We start from the raw sequence: 21861 nt of genomic DNA, 5'->3' as shown, positions 1-21861 counted from the left end.
GTATGAGTAATATAGCTTTACAAATAGAACGTTCATCTGGTGGAAGTATAGTTTCTGGTGCAAATGTAATATTTGAAACATTAGTTTATTCTTCAGGAAATGTTAATTATAATAGCCTAACTGGAGTAATTACGTTTAATGAACCAGGAAGATATGTGATAGATTGGTGGGTAGCTACACAATCGACCACATCGACAAATGGTGCAGTATTTGCTATAGCATCATCTCAAGGAGATTTTTTTGAAGGAAATTCACCAATTAAAACTGGAGAAGTAGTAGGAATAGGAATAATTGAAGTTATAACTGCACCAGTTACATTATCTTTAGTAAATGCAAGTAATGGTGTAGTTTATTATGCTACAATAGTACCTTTAAAGGCAACTATTGTAGTAATTGAAGATGATAATTTATCAATAGGAGTCACAGGAACAACTGGATCAACTGGAGCAACCGGGGTAACTGGAACAACTGGAGTAACGGGAGCAACAGGAACGACAGGAGAAACAGGAATAACAGGAACAACTGGAGCAACTGGAATAACAGGAGAAACAGGAGTAACAGGAACAACTGGATCAACAGGAGCAACAGGAGCAACGGGTGTAACTGGGGTAAGTGGATCAACTGGAGCAACGGGAGTAACAGGAGTAACCGGGGTAACTGGCTCAACTGGAGTCACTGGGACAACAGGAATAACGGGAGTAACGGGAGTGACTGGAATAACAGGAGAAACAGGAGCAATGGGAGTAACAGGAATAACAGGAGAAACCGGAGCAACCGGAGTAACTGGGGTAACAGGAGCGACCGGAGTAACAGGAGAAACAGGAACAACGGGAGCAACAGGAATAACTGGAGAAACAGGATCAACGGGAGTGACTGGAATAACTGGAGCAACTGGAACTACAGGAGCAACCGGAGTAACTGGCTCAACTGGAGTAACAGGAGTAACCGGAGCAACAGGTGTAACAGGAGTAACCGGGGCAACAGGAATAACCGGAGCAACTGGAGCAACTGGGGTAACTGGAGTAACTGGAACAACTGGAGTAACAGGAATAACAGGAACAACTGGAGTAACTGGAGTAACCGGGGTAACTGGCTCAACTGGAGTAACAGGAATAACAGGAGAAACAGGAACGACAGGAACGACAGGAGCAACAGGATCAACGGGAGTGACTGGAATAACAGGAACAACAGGAACAACGGGAGCAACAGGATCAACGGGAGTGACTGGAATAACAGGAACAACAGGAGTAACTGGAATAACAGGAATAACTGGAGTAACTGGAATAACAGGAACAACCGGAGAAACCGGAGCAACAGGAGTAACTGGAATAACAGGAACAACTGGAGTAACAGGGACAACTGGAGCAACGGGAGTAACAGGAGTAACCGGGGCAACAGGAATAACAGGAGCAACAGGAACAACTGGAGTAACTGGAACAACAGGATCAACTGGAGTAACTGGAGCAACTGGAATAACAGGAGAAACAGGAATAACTGGAGTAACTGGAGTAACTGGGGTAACTGGAATAACAGGAACAACTGGAGTAACCGGGGCAACAGGAGTAACTGGAATAACAGGAACAACAGGAGCAACAGGAACAACTGGAGTAACTGGATCAACTGGAGTAACAGGATCAACGGGAGTGACTGGAATAACAGGATCAACGGGAGTGACTGGAATAACAGGATCAACGGGAGTGACTGGAATAACAGGAGCAACAGGAGCAACAGGAGCAACTGGAGCAACTGGAGTAACTGGAGTAACTGGGGCAACGGGAGTAACTGGATCAACCGGAGTGACTGGAATAACAGGAGCTACTGGAATAACAGGAGAAACCGGAGAAACCGGAGCGACTGGAACGACAGGAGCAACAGGAATAACTGGAGCAACAGGATCAACTGGAATAACAGGAGTAACGGGATCAACCGGATCAACCGGAGCAACCGGAGTAACTGGCTCAACTGGAGTAACAGGAGTAACCGGAGCAACAGGTGTGACAGGAGTAACCGGGGCAACAGGAATAACCGGAGCAACTGGAGTAACTGGAGTAACCGGGGTAACTGGCTCAACTGGAGTAACAGGAATAACAGGAGAAACAGGAGAAACCGGAGCAACAGGAATAACGGGTACAACAGGATCAACTGGAGTAACAGGAGTAACTGGAATAACAGGAACGACAGGAGCAACAGGAGTAACTGGGGCAACAGGAGTAACTGGAATAACCGGAGTAACCGGGGTAACTGGAACAACTGGAGTAACAGGAGAAACCGGGGCAACAGGAACAACAGGAGCGACCGGAGTAACAGGAGAAACAGGAACAACGGGAGCAACAGGAATAACTGGAGAAACAGGATCAACGGGAGTGACTGGAATAACAGGAACAACTGGAGTAACTGGAATAACTGGAGTAACTGGAATAACAGGAACAACCGGAGAAACCGGAGCAACGGGAGTAACTGGGGTAACAGGATCAACAGGAGCAACTGGGGTAACTGGAGTAACTGGCTCAACTGGAGTTACTGGGACAACAGGTGTGACAGGAGAAACCGGGGCAACAGGAACAACAGGAGTAACAGGAATAACAGGAACAACTGGAGTAACGGGAGCAACGGGAGTGACTGGAATAACTGGAGCAACAGGATCAACTGGAATAACAGGAGTAACGGGATCAACCGGAGCGACTGGAACGACTGGAGAAACAGGAGTCACTGGGACAACAGGAGTAACTGGAATAACAGGAACAACAGGAGCAACCGGGCTAACAGGAACAACTGGAGCAACTGGATCAACGGGAACAACGGGAACAACAGGAGTAACTGGGGCAACAGGAGCAACTGGAGTAACTGGAACAACAGGAATAACCGGAGCAACGGGAGTAACTGGGGTAACAGGATCAACAGGAGCAACAGGAATAACTGGAGTGACAGGAGTTACCGGGGTAACAGGAGAAACAGGAGCAACTGGAATAACAGGAGAAACAGGAGAAACAGGAGTAACTGGGGCAACAGGAACAACAGGAGTAACAGGAGTAACTGGAATAACAGGAACGACAGGAGCAACAGGAGTAACTGGAATAACCGGAGTAACCGGGGTAACTGGAACAACTGGAATAACAGGAGAAACCGGAGCGACTGGAACGACTGGAGCAACCGGAGCAACAGGAGTAACTGGAATAACAGGAACAACTGGAGTAACAGGGACAACTGGAGCAACGGGAGTAACAGGAGTAACCGGGGCAACAGGAATAACAGGAGCAACTGGAGCAACTGGGGTAACTGGAGTAACTGGAACAACTGGAGTAACAGGAATAACAGGAACAACTGGAGTAACTGGAGTAACCGGGGTAACTGGGGTAACTGGAGTAACTGGAACAACAGGAGAAACAGGAGCAACGGGAGTAACTGGGGCAACAGGAACAACTGGAGTAACAGGAGTTACCGGGGTAACAGGAGAAACAGGAGCAACTGGAATAACAGGAGAAACAGGAGAAACAGGAGTAACTGGCTCAACTGGAGTTACTGGGACAACAGGTGTGACAGGAGAAACCGGGGCAACAGGAACAACAGGAGTAACAGGAATAACAGGAACAACAGGAGCAACAGGAGAGACTGGAGTTACTGGATCAACCGGAGTAACAGGAGTAACTGGATCAACAGGATCAACAGGAGTAACTGGAATAACAGGAACGACAGGAGCAACAGGAACAACTGGAGTAACTGGATCAACTGGAGTAACAGGAGCAACGGGAGTGACTGGAATAACAGGATCAACGGGAGTGACTGGAATAACAGGAGCAACAGGAGCAACAGGAGCAACTGGAGCAACGGGAGCTACTGGAATAACAGGAGAAACAGGAATAACTGGAGTAACTGGAGTAACTGGAATAACAGGAACAACTGGAGTAACCGGGGCAACAGGAGTAACTGGAATAACAGGAACAACAGGAGCAACCGGGCTAACAGGAACAACTGGAGTAACTGGATCAACGGGAACAACGGGAACAACAGGAGTAACTGGGGCAACCGGAGCAACGGGAGTAACTGGAACAACAGGAATAACCGGAGCAACGGGAGTAACTGGGGTAACAGGATCAACAGGAGCAACTGGAATAACAGGAGAGACTGGAGTTACTGGAGCAACGGGGGTAACTGGAGTAACTGGGGCAACTGGAGTTACTGGGACAACAGGAATAACCGGAGAAACAGGAGCAACTGGGGTAACTGGAATAACAGGAACAACAGGAGTTACTGGGACAACAGGTGTGACAGGAGAAACCGGGGCAACAGGAACAACAGGAGTAACAGGAACAACTGGAGTAACTGGAATAACAGGAACGACAGGAATAACAGGAGCGACCGGAGTAACAGGAGAAACAGGAACAACGGGAGCAACAGGAATAACTGGAGAAACAGGATCAACGGGAGTGACTGGAATAACAGGAACAACTGGAGTAACTGGAATAACTGGAGTAACTGGAATAACAGGAACGACAGGAGCAACAGGAGTAACTGGGGCAACAGGAGTAACTGGAATAACCGGAGTAACCGGGGTAACTGGAACAACTGGAATAACAGGAGAAACCGGAGCGACTGGAACGACTGGAGCAACAGGAATAACTGGAGCAACCGGAGCAACTGGAGTAACTGGATCAACGGGAACAACAGGAGTAACTGGAGTTACCGGGGTAACAGGAGAAACAGGAACAGCAGGAGTAACTGGAGCAACTGGAGTAACTGGAACAACAGGAATAACCGGAGCAACGGGAGTAACTGGGGTAACAGGATCAACAGGAGCAACAGGAATAACTGGAGTAACTGGAGTTACCGGGGTAACAGGATCAACAGGAGCAACTGGAATAACAGGAGAGACTGGAGTTACTGGAGTTACTGGGACAACAGGTGTGACAGGAGAAACCGGGGCAACAGGAACAACAGGAGTAACAGGAATAACAGGAACAACTGGAGTTACCGGAATAACTGGAGTCACCGGAATAACTGGAGCAACGGGTGTAACAGGAGTAACTGGAGTAACTGGCTCAACTGGAGTCACTGGGACAACAGGAGAAACAGGAACAACAGGAGTAACTGGAGCAACTGGAGTAACTGGAACAACAGGAATAACCGGAGCAACGGGAGTAACTGGAATAACAGGAACAACAGGAGTTACTGGGACAACAGGTGTGACAGGAGAAACCGGGGCAACAGGAACAACAGGAGTAACAGGAATAACTGGAGTAACTGGAATAACAGGAACGACAGGAGCAACAGGAATAACAGGAGCGACCGGAGTAACAGGAACAACTGGAGTTACCGGAATAACTGGAGCAACGGGTGTAACAGGAGTAACAGGAGTAACAGGAGCAACTGGATCAACTGGAGTAACTGGGGTAACTGGAGTAACTGGGGCAACGGGAGTAACTGGATCAACCGGAGTGACTGGAATAACAGGAGCTACTGGAATAACAGGAGTAACAGGAACAACTGGAACAACAGGAGCAACAGGTGTGACAGGAGCCACAGGCTCAGGAATATCAACTTATGGTTATGTATATCATTTAGCATCTGCGTTAACATCTGTTGTTGCAGGAGGTGCTGATGTTCCTTTTAGTAATAACGGTCCTTTATCAGGAATAGTTCATACAGCAGGAGCAACAAGTATAACAGTTCCGCTTGGTGGAGTATATGAAATAACCTATAATATCTTTATTACAGCTGGAGTAGGTGCAGCACTTGCAATTGCTGTAGGTGGAACAGTTCAAACATCAACTAATATTTCAGCATTAATAACTACAGGAGAAATAAGTGGAACAGCTATGTTAACTTTAGCAGCAAATGCTGTAGTGACATTGCGTAATAATTCTGCAACGTCTTTAACTTTAGCATTATCACCAGCAGTCGGAGCACAATTAAATATAATTAGATTAAGTAATTAAATAATTTTATAGAATATTTATAGAAAAAAATAAAAGAGATATAGGTTTTATTAATATTTTAAGAGAATATCTAAAAATTTGTGTAAATAATAAATTTAATTTACTAATATAACTGGAAATTTTATTTCCAGTTATATTTTTATCCTTTTATTGAAATAATAATACTGAGTTTTTTTATACCTTTAGTTTCTGATAAAATGATTTAATATTCATTAGAACTTAAAAAGTAGAAGCTTTAAATTATTTCATTCTTATTTAATCTATCCCAAGATATTATCATAAATTGAGATATGATTAACACCAAATTAGAAATTGGTGACGTCAATTTTTGCATAATAACTTCGGTAGCTAAATATAATGATTTTCTTAAAGGATCGTCTGTTGGTAAGATGGTTCTTGTTTTTGTGAATTTTCTTATCTGTCTATTTATCCATTCTAAAATATTTGTAGTATATATCATTTTTCTTATTTGTTCATTAAAAGCAAAGAATGTTGATAATTTATCCCAATTTATATAACAAGAATCAATTACATTTGAGTACTTGTCATTCCATATATTTTTAACGTTTCTATTATTTAAGCCATTGCATACACTTAGCCAAAATTTTGCACCTTCTGCTTCATCAATCCAAATTCCAAGGATATCTTCATATCTATTCATATCAATTCATAAGCATATATAGGCTGCTTTAGTTGCTATTCTATGGCATCTCTAACCTTGAAATGAATAGCATCCATATATACTATAGGATAAACATCATCTACCACTTAAAATATAAAAAAGGATGTAGTAGATTTGCTTTTACACAAATCTTTCTACATTCTCATTTTTTTATAAGAATGAAATTTAAAATGTATAATCATTTAGAAGGAAATCAAGCTCATGGGCATTAGTTGTTTAAGATTTATTTTTTACAGCGTAAGGCGACATCTTTTCCTTGTGTTATTAGGTGATTTACATGTGATTCTCCCCAATTGCATAACACATCAAGTACATCACCCAATGATTTTCCATATTCACTCAATGAATATTCTACCTTTGGCGGAACTTGATTATAGACAGTACGAGTAATGATATTGTCAGCCTCTAGTTCCCTAAGTTGTTGTATTAACATCTTTTGGCTAATTCTTGGAATATTTCTTTGTAGATCACTTGGTCTTAATGAAGAATAACGTAGATTGCACAAAATGATAGGTTTCCATTTGCCGCCAATGACGTCCATTGTGGCCTCAACACCAATGTTATAAATTTTTTTCTCCATAATTACCTCCAAATTTCTTAGTTCGATCTGTTAAGTTATATGAACATTGATCTTCTCTACTCAAGGAAATACAATAAGTTTGAAAGGAACTTACTTACAGCATTCATACAAACATTATAATCGCATAAATTTAATAAAAAAATAAAGCTAAAAAATATGGTTCACCATTAAATTTAATTTCAGATAGATGGTAAGCATATAAGAAAGCAATAGCTATGTTATTGCCAGATACAAAACACCCCTAAGGAGAACAAATGTCTAATGATATAAACATTAATAATATAGAATCTTTTAGCAAAATTTTTAAAGCGCGGTATAAACACAAAAAAGGATTTAATTCATTTTCGCTATCGATAGCTTTACTAAAAACTCTTGTTTATTATCTGCATAATTAGCTTTAATATCTTTGATTAACCTGAAAATCTAATTTTATTGCAGGCTTATTTGCTATGCAAAAAATATCCAAACTTAGATAGTTTTCAAAGAATGAGAAATTCTAAGATTTATTAAGAGTTTTTTTCATAACGGCTTAACAGATTCTTTTATTTTAACAAGATTTACTTTTAGGTAAGTATAACACAAAAAAGTAGGTACTAGACAAATTATCTTTAAAAATTATATATTATATATTGATGTTGGTAATAATAAAAAGAGGATATATAAATTATTTATACATTAGAAACGAGAATGATATTGGAAAATGGAGTTGAAATAAATGGATTTGGTTTTGAATTATTTAAATTAAACTATAATGAAACAAATGAAACTATAAAAGAAGAGATAATTAGATATATTGTTTATATGTAGGACCAGATCCAGCAAGTTTTCATTTCATATAATTTAATATAATATCATAATCTCAATGAGTTGAAAGGAGTGTTTATTTTGGAATTAGGATTAAGGAATAAGCTTGCACTTGTTACTGGTTCAACGAAAGGCATTGGAAAGGCAATTGCCATTGAGCTGGCAAAAGAAGGAGCGAATGTTATAATAAATGGTAGAAAAGAAGATGATGTATTGAAGGTTGTAGAGGAAATTAAGGAGAAGTTTCCAGATACAAAACCTCAGAGTGCTTCCGCGGATTTAGCAAATTATTCAGAAAGGGAAAGGTTGTTTCAGAAGTTTCCAAGAGTTGATATTTTAATTAATAATATGGGGATTTTTCAGCCAATGGAATATTGGGATATAACTGATGAGATTTGGGAAAGGTTTTTCCAAGTTAATGTTATGGCAGGAAATGCCCTAGTAAAATTTTATATGCCGCATATGTTGGAGCAGAATTTTGGTAGGATCATTTTTGTTGCAAGTGAGGAAGCATTAATGCCATCTGGGGAAATGCCACAGTACAGCATGACAAAAACTATGAATCTATCACTTGCGAAAAGTCTGTCAAAATTGACAAAGGGAACACAGGTTACAGTGAATACCATTATGCCTGGTTCTACACTAACAGAAGGAGTGCAGGAAATGCTTGAGAATATGTATCGTGATAGCTCTATAGCACCAGAGGAATGGGAAGCTGATTTCATGAAGAATCATAGACCACTTTCTCAGATACAGCGATTAATTAGACCAGAAGAAATTGGGCGTTTTGCAGCCTTTGTTGCAAGTCCATTTGCTTCATCTCTTTCTGGAGCAGCACTTCGTATTGATGGCGGGATGGTTCCTACTATATTCTAGAATATAGATTTATGTTATGAAAGCTTTCCAGCTGGTATGTAGGAACACTGTTACAGGGAGATCTTCGGAAATAGTCCAATTAAGAGGTATAAATGGAGAGAGTTTGGGAGGGATTGATGCAAATTATTCAATGTCTTTATCTCTAGCATTATTATTAAAATAATGGACATATTTAATATAATTAGCTTAAAATAAGATTAATTAAAGAATAAAAAGAGATATAAGCTTTATTGACAAATTAAAGTTTATATCTCTTTCTTATATTACTTATTAAATATATCTAATAATGATAAAGATTTAACTCTTTCATAAATAATATCTTTATCTGTAGTATATAAATTAAGTTCTTTCATTCTTTCAAAGTATTCTCCACCAGAAAATGTATGTCTTAGGCTTTTACCATCTTCCATATCTAAAGCTTCATTTGCAAAGGCAATTATATCACCTATTGCTAAATCTCTAGGTAAAACTAATAATGGCTCATTTAATGTAAATTTAACAGCATTATATCCTGCTAAAGCCCCTGTTACCATAACTTCTGTATGACCTACAAAAAATCCAGATTTTTCACCAGCACAAAACATATTATTTAACCCAAATATTTTCATTGAATTATCTCTAGGACTTGAAGCTAAATATCTAATAGAATTTGATTGACCACCAGACAATGGATCGATATATCTTGCATTCTCAAGTCCGGGTATTTTTCTAAGCTTATCTAATGGATAGTATGAAGTCATAAGTTTAATATGTCCAGTATCCAATAAAATAACATTTTCAGCAAATTCTTTTAAAGCATATTGCTGGCAAACTTTTTGACTTAGTTTATCTAGATTTACATCTTCTTGTGGAATTGGTAGAGTAGCAACCCCATATTGATTAAGTATATCTAGTATATCTTTAGATAGTGATTCTCGAGGGAGTTCACAGGATCCACTCATAGCTCCAGGAGTACCATTTGCTCTTTCTCCTATGATATCTTTTATACCAGCTTTAGCACTTAGGCTTTCTCTTCCACCAAATGAAGGACACCTTAATATGCACATGGAACAACCATTTCCATACCTGTTACAATTAGTCATAGGACCTGTTGAACCAGTAGTTTCTATAAATACATCACCATCTATAAAAGATCCATCGGCCAATTTGATTTTAGTTATAGAGTTGTTTGCCAAAGATACGTTGATTGCTCTGCTCTTAAAATGAATATTAATTCCTAAAGATAAAATGTATCTTCTTATCTCTGGTTCTGCTTTAGCTATGTCAGTTAAATTAGCATGTTTATGGCCAGAAAATTCTATATTTTTATGAATAGCAAGAGAATCGATAATATCTATTAACTCATTAGCACCTAATAATGAAAGTTCTTCTGCAGCTGTAAATCTACCATTGTTTCTCATTATTCCACCGACATTACCAACACCTAAAAGCATATCAGTTCTTTCAATTATATGAACTTCTGCGCCCATTTTTCTTGCTTGTATAGCAGCTTGACAACCAGCAAAACCACCACCTATTATAATAATTTTCATTATATTATACCTCAAATATTAATGTTAATAATAAACTATTCTATGGTCATTAAAATGATACTATAATTTGGTTTTTATTACATAGCTATTAAAACGGAAATGACGACTTTAAAATAAAGTCGTCATAATTATCTTTATAAATTAATTTATTACAGGAAATATGTTATAAACAGGCTCTTCATATGGATGAAGTTTTTTTATAACGTTAATAACTTCAAAGGCTAAATCTTTATCACATCTAAATTCTATTTTAGCCTCTTTCTCAATAGATAAGTTACCTTCTTTCCCAATATGAGGATTAGATCCTTTTAATGGTCTGAAGTAACCATTAACTTCGCTTATAGACATACAATTATCATAGTTTCCTATAGTCAAAGCACCAGTTCTATTTATTGCTTCCCTCAATTTATCTACAAATTCAAAAGGAATAAATATTTCAAACTTAACTTTTGTGTAATTCATATATTGAATAGACCCCCTATTAATAGCTATATTTAAATAATATCTTATTAGAAGAAAATAGTAAACGAAATTAATGTCTATTATCAACAAAAGTTAAATTTAAAAAATTTCATAAAATGCCTAAAAAAACTAATAAATTATTATTAATAATAAAATTTATGAAAGAAAATAGCAGATATTTAGAGAAAAAACTAGAAAAGTATGAAAAAACTTATATCATATATCTTTTAAATATATACAGCATACTATATAGTGAAGAAAATAAAATTTAGTTGGGGGAATTAAAGTGGGAATTTTATTTGCGATCATTGGGATAATATTAACTATATTTACGGCTTTTAATTTAATAAGAAGTATTGAAGTAAAGAAAAAATCTATAATAAAAAAGGCTAAAGTAATAGGGTTTGAAAGCTATACTTACTTTATGCCAGGAGCTGAATATCATGCAGTTTATAATGCTAGTATTTATCCGATTTTAGAAGTTGAGGAAGATAATAAGAAGGTAAGAGTTGCTATATCATATTTAAATGAAAAGTTTAATTTGGAAAAGGGTGATGAATTAGAAGTAATATATCCAAAAGGAAAAGTAGAAAAGCTTAAGATATACAGTAATGAAGAGATATATAACTTTTATTATTTAACAATTATAATAGGAATAGTTATCACCTTATTATCAATGACTATAATTTAAAAGGGCTAATGTTTAGCCCTTTATTATTTTTAAATTGTATAAGAATCCAAAATATTACAAAATACTTATGCAAATATACTATTGTATCAGTATAAATTTAGGAGATATAATTGAAATATAGAAGTAAATGTTTACTTATCTTATATTATATCAATCAAATGAATTGTAATATAAAGTTTTGGAAACGTTGCCAAGAAAAATAAGTATATGGGGGATTATGATGAATTTTAAAAAGCTATTAGTAAAGATGCTACTATTTTTTATTCCAGTAATAGCTATAGGAACTATTAGCAACTCAACTATATCATATTATACTGCGAAAAATACATTAGTAAAAAATAGCCTAATTATAATGGAGGAAATGTCCAAACAAGCCTCAATGAGAATAAATGATAAGTTTTTAGAAAGTACTAAAAATTTAGAAGAAATAGCTATGGATAAAAGACTTTCTAGCGATGAAATATCAATAAAAGAAAAAAGAGATATACTGAAAAATGAGATTGAAAAGAGGAACTTTGATAATATAGGAATATGTGGATTAGATGGAGTTGTTTATTATAAGGATGGAATGGAACATATACAAGATAAGGATTATTTCAAGAAGACAATAAATGGTAGTGAGGTAATATCAGATCCATTTATATCATCTATTGATAAAAGTAGAGTAACTGCATATACTGTACCACTAAAAAAGGATAATAAAATAGTTGGAGCCATACTAGGATTAAAATCAACAGAAGATTTTAGTAAATTATCAAATGATATTGAATTTTTAGATACTGGCTCAGCTTTTATTTTAAACTCTGAAGGAACTGTTATAGCCCATGATGATTTTTATTTTGTTATGGAAAAAAGCAATTTAATTAATCAATATGGAAATGATGAGAATTATAAGGATGTTATAAATGTACAAAAAGATATGATTTCTGGAAAAAGTGGTTCCTCAGAGTATAATCAAAATGGTAATAAATCTTATATTGCTTATTCTCCTATAGCAAGTACTGGTTGGTCTATAGGAATAACTGTAGATAGTGATGACTTGCTTAAATCATTGAAAGAATTTAGAAATACTACATTACTAATAGTTTCTTCTATATTAATTTTTAGTATTTTATTAATATATATTATTACTAGGGGAATAACAAAAGTTTTAGAAAATATAAAAACTAATATGATACATATTTCTAACGGAGATTTAACAGTTAGTTTTGCAGAAAATCATCTAAATAGAAAAGATGAAATAGGGGATATATGTAAGTCTATAGAAACTACTAGAAGTTCAGTAAAGGATATTATATCTAAAATAAAAATATCTTCAAAAGATGTCTCAGAAAAATCAACTTCTCTTGCTGTTGTTTCTAAAGAATTAAATAAATTAGCAAGTGATATATCTACTTCTATTTTTGAAGTAGCAGCATTTAGTAATACTCAAAAAGGGGAATTAGAAAATACAATAGGTGTAATTAATGTCTTTAGTGAAGAAATAGATGAAATTTCAAGGAATATTGTAAAGATAGATGATATGGCAAAAGATATCGAAATTAAATCAATAAAGAATAGTAGTGAAATGAATACTTTAATAGTGGCGGCTGAGGATTTTGATAATAGATTTAGTGAATTTAGTGATAATATGGATAATATGCTTAATGATATAAGCACAGTAAAAGATATACTAGTTTTAATAAATGATATTTCGGATCAAACAAACTTATTAGCTTTAAATGCAGCTATAGAAGCAGCTAGAGTTGGGGAAGCTGGAAAGGGTTTTGCTGTAGTAGCTGATGAAATAAGGAAGCTTGCGGAAAATTCAAATAATGCATCAAATAATATTCATATTATACTAAATAATGTATTTAAAAATACAAAGGCAATAGCAGAAGATACTGTAGAAATTAATAAAAAGCTTCACTTACAAAGAAGTATTATAAATAATTCAATTAATTCATTTAATGATATAGCTAAAGAGGTAAAGAGTATAACACCTAGAATAAGTAATATAAATACTTCATTTATAGAAATAGATGAAAGAAAGAAGAATATACTAGAGAAAATTATAAATGTGGCAAAAGCATCAAGGGAGATATCTAGTGCATCTGAAGAAATAACGGCATCATCAAATGATTTAAATAAATTTAGTGAAAATGTAGCTGAGGATTCTGAGGATTTAGCATATAGAAGTATTGAAGTTTTAAAATCTATTGATAGGTTTAAGATATAAAGCTAAAGGTGTAGTCTCAGAAATCTATTTAATATAAAATTTATTCAATTTCAAGTAAGCTTTATTGCCTTAAAAAGTTAATCTATTATTTTTATAAAGGGGCTCGCGTTTCGCGAGCCCCTTTTAAACCATTGATTTTACTTACTTAAAGATGTTTTTAAACTTAAATACAAATTTTTATTTATTATTTATATATTTACAAAAAGGGAAGTTTGAATTAAATTAGAACTTCTTTTTTGTAGGCTAATATTAAAATTTATTTTGGTATAGCCCCTTTTTTATTATAAAAAAATATAGAAAATAATATATGTTTTATAGAAATATAATCAAAATACTTTACTTTGAATCATAAGATAAATAATGTAGTATTTTAACTTAGCACTTTAAAGGAGGATAAGATGATATTAGACATTAGAGAAATAATAATCAGGTTAGTTCTTGCTGTTATAGTTGGAGGAATAATTGGATATGAAAGGGAAATGCAACATAGAGCAGCAGGATTTAGAACCCATATATTAGTATGCTTAGGAGCAACAATAATATCTTTATTACAAATTGATATGGGAAATAAAGCAATTGCAATGATTGAAGCAAATAAAGAGTTAAGTGATGTTATAAAAATTGATTATGGAAGACTAGGAGCACAAGTAATTACTGGGGTTGGATTTATTGGAGCAGGAGCTATAATCCATACCAAGGGAAATATTAAGGGATTAACTACTGCAGCAACTTTATGGATAGTTGCTTGTCTAGGACTATCTATAGGGATGGGAGAATATTATATAAGTATATTTGGAGCTATTATAATAGTTATAACATTAGTTTTTTTGAAAAGAATAGAAAGCAAGTTTATATCAAAGAATATAGTTAAGAAGGTTGAAATTAAATATCATGATATAGAGAATGTAAATATAGAAATACAAAAATCGCTTGAAAATGAAAACTTAAAGATAAAAATAGTTGAATACCTTTTAGATAAAGAAAAAAATCGTTATGATGAAAGTGAGGTTCATGCTATATATACAATTATACAACCTGGATATGTAAAATTGGATAAAATAATAGATGTATTAAGAAATAATGAAAATATAATTTATATAAAAATGTTAAATTAATTTTGATATTCAAAATACTTTATATAAAAATATTTATTATACAATTGAAATTTGATTACTATTAGATTATTATTTAATTGAGGAACTATAGAAAAAGGATGGGATAAAGTTATTATGCAAAGAAGTGAAAATATAGTTAATGAGTTGCTTGTAAAAATATTTAATGAAATATTACAAATTGAAGAAAAAACTTTGAAAAGTGGGCATTTTTCAGACTTATCTGTTAGAGAAATGCATACAATCGAGACAATAGGAAGAAAAGAACAAAGAATGATGAGTGAAGTAGCACAGGATTTAGGTATAACTGTTGGAACATTAACTACATCAATTAATAGATTAATTAAAAAGGGATATGTAGATAGAAAAAGAATAGAAGAAGATAGAAGAGTAGTGTTAGTTGAATTAACTAAAAAGGGAAAAGTTGCACATAGACTACATGAAAGATTTCATAATGAAATGGTAAGAAGTATGATGGATGATCTTTCAGAAGATGAAAAGAATGTATTGATAGGGTCTTTAGATAAATTAAATAAATATTTTAAAGATAAATGTGAAAATATAAAGTAAGAAAAACTAGTTGTTCTAATAAAGTAATCAGTTTAAGTTACTATAATGAATCTAATGTTTATGATATTATTAATGTATAAATATTAGGGGTGGGAGGATATTATGGGAAACACTAGTTTAGAAGTTGCTAAGTATGCAACTAGGATGGCAATTTCATCTAGAGATGAAGAGGAAGAACTTAAGGTTGAATTTAAGAAAAAAGGTGTCTTAGTAACTGCTGTAAATATAGGTGGTAATATAAATGATTCAACATCTAAAATATTAGAAAGAGCATTAGTAGCTTCTAAAAGAAATGGAGTAATAAGAGAAGAACATTTACACGAAGGTGGAGTAATTGGAGCAACTAGAGATGCATTGATGCAGGTTTGGAACAGAGCAAGTGGACAAAATGTAGGTGGAAAAGTAGGGATTGCAAGAAGAGGAGAACACCTAACTGTATGTATTTTTCTAAGTGTTGGACTACTACATTTAGATGAAGTAGTGATTGGGATAGGGCATAGAGCTATTCCTGAATGATTAGTACAAATAAAGGTAATATGTTTATAAATATAAACATATTACCTTTATTTTTTATAAAATAACTAATAAAAATTTAAATAAAAATAATGATTATGATGTTTATATATTATGGATGGAATATATAATTTATAGAATATATTCTTTTGAATATTTTAAATTAATTATATAAGAAAAAAGGGAAACTTAATAATAAGTAATTAAAGAAAAATAGCTTTTAACCTTATTAGATAATTACGTATAAAAATATATAAGTGAATATAAAGTTTAATATAATAATCTTACGAATTAAAGATTATTATATATAAATATTTAAACGGATTTTTGGAAAATTAATATTAGCTTTAGTATTTCTAATAAAGCTAATATTTTTATTTTTGAAAATATTGGTCAAGGAATTGTTATGTTTAACTCATTAATTGTTATAAATATAACAATTAACTACCGAAATTTACAAAATTAACTCAACAAATTTCTTGGGGATTTTTTCTAAAATTATACCATAACTCAAAAATGAGCAAGTATTCAGAAAATGGTAGAGGTATAAAGTCGAATATTATAAGAAATATCAAACTTGAATACAAAATAAATAAAGAAAGGAAAATTTAAACTTATGAAATTGCATTAAAATAGTACAAAAAATAAGAAAATAAAAAATGTGATAAACTTTTAACAAAAAAAGATTGACAAAAATTAAACAATGGAATAAAATGAAAATGTAGTTAAGTTAAACATAATATTAAAAAAGTAAATAAATCAGAATGTAAAAATTAACTTATAGATATTTAGGAGGAATAAAAGATGGCTGTAACAAATGCACAGGAATTAACTCAAAGAATTAAAGAATTAAGAGAAGCACAAAGGGTATTTGCTACTTATAATCAAGAGCAAGTAGATGAGATTTTTAGACAAGCAGCTATGGCGGCAAATGATAACAGAATTAAATTAGCAAAGATGGCAGTTGCTGAAACTGGAATGGGAATAGTAGAAGATAAAGTTATTAAGAATCATTTCGCAGCTGAATATATATATAATCAATATAAAGATATGAAAACTTGTGGAGTTTTAGAAGAAGATAAAACTTTTGGTATAACAAAGGTTGCAGAACCAATAGGAGTTATAGCAGCTATAGTTCCAACAACTAATCCAACTTCAACAGCTATATTTAAAACTTTAATAGCATTAAAAACTAGAAATGCAATAATTATATCACCACACCCAAGAGCAAAGAAAGCTACAATTGAAGCTGCTAGAATAGTATTAGAAGCAGCAGTTAAGGCTGGAGCTCCAGAGGGAATCATAGGATGGATAGATGAGCCATCAGTAGAATTATCACAAAATGTTATGAGAGAATCTGATATAATTCTTGCAACAGGTGGTCCAGCAATGGTAAAAGCGGCTTATTCATCAGGAAGACCAGCTTTAGGAGTTGGAGCAGGTAATACTCCAGCTATAATAGATGAAACTGCTCACATAAAGATGGCTGTAAACTCAATATTACTTTCAAAAACATTTGATAATGGGGTTATTTGTGCATCAGAACAATCACTAGTTGTTATAGATCAAGTTTATGATGAAGTTAAGAGTGAATTAAGTGATAGAGGAGCTTACATTCTTAAGGGTGAAGAAGTAGATAAGGTTAGAAAGATTATATTAAATGAAAAAGGTGGATTAAATGCAAATATAGTTGGTCAATCAGCTTATAAAATTGCAGAAATGGCAGGAGTTAATGTTCCAACAACAGCTAAAGTTTTAATTGGTGAAGTTGAATCTGTAGAATTAGAAGAACCATTTTCACATGAAAAATTATCTCCAATTTTAGCTATGTATAGAGTTAAGTCATATGAAGAGGCTTTAGAAAAGGCTAATAGATTAATAGAATTAGGTGGTATGGGACATACTTCAATTCTTTACACTGATCAACTTAAATCAAGAGATAGAATATTAAAATTTGGAGAAATGATGAAGACAGCTAGAACATTAATAAACATGCCAGCATCTCAAGGTGCTATTGGGGATATATTTAACTTTAAACTAGCTCCATCATTAACTCTTGGATGTGGATCATGGGGAGGAAACTCAGTTTCAGAAAATGTTGGTCCAAAGCACTTAATTAACATTAAGAGCATAGCTGAAAGGAGAGAAAATATGCTTTGGTTTAGAGTTCCAGAAAAAGTTTACTTCAAATATGGTTGTTTACCAGTAGCTTTAGAAGAATTAAGAGATATGGGTAAAAAGAAGGCATTTATAGTAACTGATAAAGTATTATTTGAAATGGGATATACAAATAAGGTTACAGAAGTTTTAGAAAGAAACGGAATACAATTTAAAATATTCTCAGATGTTGAACCAGACCCAACACTTAGATGTGCAAAAGCTGGAGCAAAAGAAATGTTAGATTTCAATCCAGATGTAATAATTGCCCTTGGTGGTGGATCAGCAATGGATGCTGCAAAAATTATGTGGGTAATGTATGAACATCCAGAAGTTAAATTTGAAGATTTAGCAATGAGATTTATGGATATAAGAAAGAGAGTTTATAAATTCCCAACTATGGGTGAAAAAGCTATGATGGTATCAATAGCTACATCAGCAGGAACAGGTTCAGAAGTAACTCCATTTGCTGTTATTACAGATGAAACTACAGGTGTTAAATATCCACTTGCAGATTATGAACTAACTCCAGATATGGCAATAGTTGATGCTGAGCTTATGATGACTTCACCAAAGGGATTAACAGCTTGTGCAGGAATAGACGTATTAGTTCACTCAATTGAAGCGTATGTATCAATAATGGCTTCAGAATATACTAATGGTTTAGCTTTAGAAGCAATAAGATTAGTATTTAAGTATTTACCAGATGCTTATAATGAAGGAACAACTAATGTTAAAGCTAGAGAAAAAATGGCTCATGCATCATGTATGGCTGGGATGGCATTCTCAAATGCATTCTTAGGAATTACACACTCAATGGCTCATAAATTAGGTGCATTCCATCACTTACCACACGGTATGGCAAACTCATTATTAATGAATGAAGTTATAAGATTCAATGCAACTGATGCTCCAACTAAACAAGCAGCATTTGCTCAATACAAATATCCAAATGCAGCATGGAGATATGCTAGAATAGCTGATCATCTTGGATTAGGCGGAAACACTGAAGAAGAAAAGGTAGAATTATTAATAAAGGCTGTTGAGAAATTACAAGCTCAAGTTAATATGCCAAAAACTATAAAAGAAGCTGGAGTATCTGAAACTAAGTTCTATGAAACATTAGATGAAATGGTTGAGCAAGCATTTGATGATCAATGTACAGGTGCTAACCCAAGATATCCATTAATGAGTGAATTAAGAGAAATGTATATTACAGCTTATGAAGGTCCAAAAACTAAAGAAGTTAAAAAAGAAACTAAGAAAAAATAATATTTTATGATAAAAAAATAGAGGCTACTCTTATGTAGTCTCTATTTTTTATTTACATATTACTCATATATGACAAGAAATTGTGATATTATTTATAAAGAGAATTTATTAAGATATTACAAAGAATTAATATTACAAAATGGAGGAAATATATGAAAAAGAAAATATTAATAATATCTTTATTATTATTTGCACAAATACTTATGTTTGGATGTACAAAGGATGTAAGTAGGCAAGATGAGAAAAGGATAAAAGAAACAATTGATTTAGTTTTATCATATAAAGATGGATACGATGATACTATGAAGAAACATATAAGTGAGGATAATTTTTATGTTTGCAATTATGTAGAGTTTTACTCATTATATATAGGTGAATTAAATCTTGAGAAATATGAAAGTAAAATAGTAAGTATAAAAAATGAAAATGGAAAATATAAAGTGTGTATGACTCTTGATATGGTAGCAAAAGCTTTAGAGACACATGGCGATGAACATGCAAGTGATGAGGCTATAGGCGAAGATGTACCAATTGAAGTAATTGTAAAAGAAAAAGACGGAGAAATTTTTATAGAAGGATTTACTGAATATGAAGATATTGAAAAGGCTAAAGAATTAAATGAAGGATTTAATTAAAAATAACAAAAAGAAAGAGTGAAAATAATGAAACCATTAGCAGAAATAATGAGACCAAAAACATTAGAAGATTTTGTTGGTCAAAATGAGATATTAGCTAAAGGAAAGCCGTTATATAACTTAATTATAAATAAGATGATTCCAAATTGTATACTGTATGGACCACCAGGAACAGGAAAAACAACTTTAGCAAATATAATGGCAAATTATGTTGATAGAAAATTTTATAAATTAAATGCTACAACTGCTTCTGTAAAAGATATACAAGAAATTACTGAGAGTTTGGATAGTTTACTTAACTATAATGGAGTAGTTATATATATTGATGAATTACAGCATTTTAGCAAAAAACAGCAACAAGCACTTTTGGAATTTATAGAGAATGGAAGAGTTACATTAATAGCAAGCACTACAGAAAATCCTTATTTTGCAATTCATAAGGCAATATTAAGTAGATGTAATATATTCAAATTTGAGGCACTAAATATACATGATATAACTATAGGGTTAGAGAAGGCGATAAAAAAGCTAATTGGTGAAGGTATTAATGTAGAGTATTCTTTAGAAGCTTTGAAGTATATTGGTGAAATTTCTCAAGGAGATTATAGAAAAGCTTATAATATATTAGAATTAACTATAAATTCACAACTTAAAAATATAAAGGAAATATCTGTAGAATATATAGAAAGTTTGAATCAATCTCATATGAGAGCAGATGCAAGTGGTGATGAGTATTACAATTTATTAAGTGCATTGCAAAAAAGCATAAGGGGCAGTGATCCTGATGCAGCTATACATTATTTAGCAAGGCTTATTAAATCAGGAAACTTAACGGCAATAATAAGAAGAATTTCTGTAATAGTAGCAGAAGATATAGGACTTGCACATCCTAATGCGCTAAGTGTAGTAAATTCAGGTATAGAGTTGGCTTTAAAGGTAGGGCTTCCAGAGGCACAAATAATACTAGCAGAACTTGTTATATATTTAGCTACATTACCTAAATCTAATAGTGCATATTTAGCTATTGCTAATGCTATGAAGGATTTAGAAAACAAGAATATAGGAGATGTACCCAATTATTTAAAGGATGCACATTATTCCGGAGCAGAAAGCTTAGGTGTTTCAGGGTATAAGTATCCACACGATTATGAAAATAACTATGTAAAACAAATATATATGCCAGAAAGATTAAAAGATTCTAAATATTATTTTCCTCAAAAAAATAAATATGAGGAAAGCATAACTATGTATTGGAACAAGATAAAATAAGGAGTTATGATGAAATGATGATTATTGACAATAGTAGAGTGGTTTGGTAAGATATATAAAGTAAATACTAGTAAAATAGTCAACATTAAAGGGGGAAGTATAATGAAGCTTTCTACTAAAGGTAGATACGGGGTCAAGGCTATGGTAGACCTTGCAATGCACTATGGAGATGCCCCCGTTTCAATAAAAACAATCTCCCAAAGACAAAATATATCAGAATATTATTTAGAGCAATTATTTTCACCACTTAGAAAAGCAAAACTTATTAAAAGTATAAGAGGTGCTCAAGGTGGATATGTGTTAAATTATGCTCCAAAGGATATAACAGTAGCAGATGTTATGAATGTACTTGAAGGACCTGTTGAAATTGCTGAATGCATTGAAGGAACAGAGTGTGATAACGTAGATTTTTGTGCTACTAGATTGTTATGGGAAAAAATTAAAAATAGTATTGATGAAGTAATGAAAAACATTACACTTCAAGATATAGTAGATGATTATGTAAGAATGAAGGATGAAAATCAATCCGTTAAGATTGTTAAAAGGAGCGAATAG

Annotated in this window: 14 protein-coding genes and 1 pseudogene; 11 read left to right on the top strand and 4 right to left on the bottom strand. The window is 33.3% G+C overall.

Going from position 1 to position 21861, the window contains the following annotated elements; all coding sequences use genetic code 11:
* Positions 1-2 precede the first annotated feature (2 nt).
* Positions 3-5933: a hypothetical protein gene (locus tag I2E83_RS01740; RefSeq protein ID WP_195428325.1), complete on the top strand. Its 5931-nt coding sequence runs from the start codon at positions 3-5 to the stop codon at positions 5931-5933.
* A 235-nt stretch (positions 5934-6168) separates the two neighbouring features.
* On the opposite strand, the pseudogene I2E83_RS01735 reads toward I2E83_RS01740, so the two are convergent.
* Positions 6169-6698: pseudogene (locus I2E83_RS01735) on the bottom strand (transposase); the annotation flags it as partial.
* Between the two features lie 140 nt (positions 6699-6838).
* Positions 6839-7195, bottom strand: coding sequence for a helix-turn-helix domain-containing protein (locus tag I2E83_RS01730; protein WP_195266887.1), 357 nt, complete (start codon positions 7193-7195; stop codon positions 6839-6841).
* Between the two features lie 885 nt (positions 7196-8080).
* Between I2E83_RS01730 and I2E83_RS01725 the strand changes: the two genes are divergently transcribed.
* Positions 8081-8875 carry an SDR family oxidoreductase gene (locus tag I2E83_RS01725; RefSeq protein ID WP_195428324.1) on the top strand — a complete coding sequence of 265 codons (795 nt, stop codon included), beginning with the start codon at positions 8081-8083 and terminating at the stop codon, positions 8873-8875.
* A gap of 263 nt (positions 8876-9138) precedes the next feature.
* Here I2E83_RS01725 and I2E83_RS01720 read toward each other — a convergent pair whose 3' ends face one another.
* Both I2E83_RS01720 and I2E83_RS01715 read right to left on the bottom strand, forming a co-directional pair.
* Positions 9139-10407, bottom strand: a complete 1269-nt coding sequence (locus I2E83_RS01720) for an FAD-dependent oxidoreductase (protein ID WP_195428323.1) — start codon at positions 10405-10407, stop codon at positions 9139-9141.
* Between the two features lie 141 nt (positions 10408-10548).
* Positions 10549-10869: a cytochrome C biogenesis protein gene (locus I2E83_RS01715; RefSeq protein WP_195266890.1), complete on the bottom strand. Its 321-nt coding sequence runs from the start codon at positions 10867-10869 to the stop codon at positions 10549-10551.
* Positions 10870-11155: 286 nt separating this feature from the next.
* Here I2E83_RS01715 and I2E83_RS01710 point away from each other — a divergent pair, with 286 nt between their 5' ends.
* From I2E83_RS01710 to I2E83_RS01670, 9 genes are all read left to right on the top strand, one after another.
* On the top strand, positions 11156-11560 hold the full coding sequence (locus tag I2E83_RS01710; RefSeq protein ID WP_195428322.1) for a hypothetical protein: 405 nt from the start codon (positions 11156-11158) through the stop codon (positions 11558-11560).
* A 220-nt stretch (positions 11561-11780) separates the two neighbouring features.
* Complete coding sequence (locus I2E83_RS01705) at positions 11781-13778, top strand: methyl-accepting chemotaxis protein (RefSeq protein ID WP_195428321.1); 1998 nt, start codon at positions 11781-11783, stop codon at positions 13776-13778.
* Positions 13779-14176: 398 nt separating this feature from the next.
* Positions 14177-14893, top strand: a complete 717-nt coding sequence (locus I2E83_RS01700) for an MgtC/SapB family protein (RefSeq protein ID WP_195263698.1) — start codon at positions 14177-14179, stop codon at positions 14891-14893.
* A gap of 114 nt (positions 14894-15007) precedes the next feature.
* A complete protein-coding gene (locus I2E83_RS01695) occupies positions 15008-15460 on the top strand; it encodes a MarR family transcriptional regulator (protein WP_195263697.1) in 453 nt (150 codons plus the stop codon).
* 102 nt (positions 15461-15562) lie between these two features.
* Positions 15563-15976, top strand: a complete 414-nt coding sequence (locus I2E83_RS01690) for a HutP family protein (protein ID WP_195428320.1) — start codon at positions 15563-15565, stop codon at positions 15974-15976.
* 801 nt (positions 15977-16777) lie between these two features.
* Positions 16778-19402, top strand: a complete 2625-nt coding sequence (gene adhE, locus I2E83_RS01685; protein ID WP_195263695.1) for a bifunctional acetaldehyde-CoA/alcohol dehydrogenase — start codon at positions 16778-16780, stop codon at positions 19400-19402.
* A gap of 152 nt (positions 19403-19554) precedes the next feature.
* The gene (locus tag I2E83_RS01680; RefSeq protein ID WP_195263694.1) at positions 19555-20037 is read left to right on the top strand and encodes a hypothetical protein; all 483 of its coding nucleotides are present in this window, start codon (positions 19555-19557) and stop codon (positions 20035-20037) included.
* A gap of 27 nt (positions 20038-20064) precedes the next feature.
* Positions 20065-21306, top strand: coding sequence for a replication-associated recombination protein A (locus I2E83_RS01675; protein ID WP_195263693.1), 1242 nt, complete (start codon positions 20065-20067; stop codon positions 21304-21306).
* 102 nt (positions 21307-21408) lie between these two features.
* Positions 21409-21861: an Rrf2 family transcriptional regulator gene (locus I2E83_RS01670; protein ID WP_195263692.1), complete on the top strand. Its 453-nt coding sequence runs from the start codon at positions 21409-21411 to the stop codon at positions 21859-21861.

It is taken from the genome of Clostridium sp. D46t1_190503_E9, assembly GCF_015555225.1.
In the GTDB taxonomy this organism is placed as follows: Bacteria; Bacillota; Clostridia; order Clostridiales; family Clostridiaceae; genus Clostridium.
The sequence above is the reverse complement of the archived record's forward strand: the minus strand, read 5'-3'. Positions and strand labels throughout refer to the sequence as shown.

Excerpts from the sequence above, each read along its gene's own strand:
- I2E83_RS01695 (WP_195263697.1), top strand. The coding sequence starts at position 15,008 with ATGCAAAGAAGTGAAAATATAGTTAATGAGTTGCTTGTAAAAATATTT.
- I2E83_RS01690 (WP_195428320.1), top strand. The coding sequence starts at position 15,563 with ATGGGAAACACTAGTTTAGAAGTTGCTAAGTATGCAACTAGGATGGCA.
- I2E83_RS01675 (WP_195263693.1), top strand. The coding sequence starts at position 20,065 with ATGAAACCATTAGCAGAAATAATGAGACCAAAAACATTAGAAGATTTT.
- I2E83_RS01730 (WP_195266887.1), bottom strand. The coding sequence starts at position 7,195 with ATGGAGAAAAAAATTTATAACATTGGTGTTGAGGCCACAATGGACGTC.
- I2E83_RS01670 (WP_195263692.1), top strand. The coding sequence starts at position 21,409 with ATGAAGCTTTCTACTAAAGGTAGATACGGGGTCAAGGCTATGGTAGAC.
- I2E83_RS01680 (WP_195263694.1), top strand. The coding sequence starts at position 19,555 with ATGAAAAAGAAAATATTAATAATATCTTTATTATTATTTGCACAAATA.
- I2E83_RS01720 (WP_195428323.1), bottom strand. The coding sequence starts at position 10,407 with ATGAAAATTATTATAATAGGTGGTGGTTTTGCTGGTTGTCAAGCTGCT.
- I2E83_RS01740 (WP_195428325.1), top strand. The coding sequence starts at position 3 with ATGAGTAATATAGCTTTACAAATAGAACGTTCATCTGGTGGAAGTATA.
- adhE (WP_195263695.1), top strand. The coding sequence starts at position 16,778 with ATGGCTGTAACAAATGCACAGGAATTAACTCAAAGAATTAAAGAATTA.
- I2E83_RS01705 (WP_195428321.1), top strand. The coding sequence starts at position 11,781 with ATGAATTTTAAAAAGCTATTAGTAAAGATGCTACTATTTTTTATTCCA.
- I2E83_RS01715 (WP_195266890.1), bottom strand. The coding sequence starts at position 10,869 with ATGAATTACACAAAAGTTAAGTTTGAAATATTTATTCCTTTTGAATTT.
- I2E83_RS01700 (WP_195263698.1), top strand. The coding sequence starts at position 14,177 with ATGATATTAGACATTAGAGAAATAATAATCAGGTTAGTTCTTGCTGTT.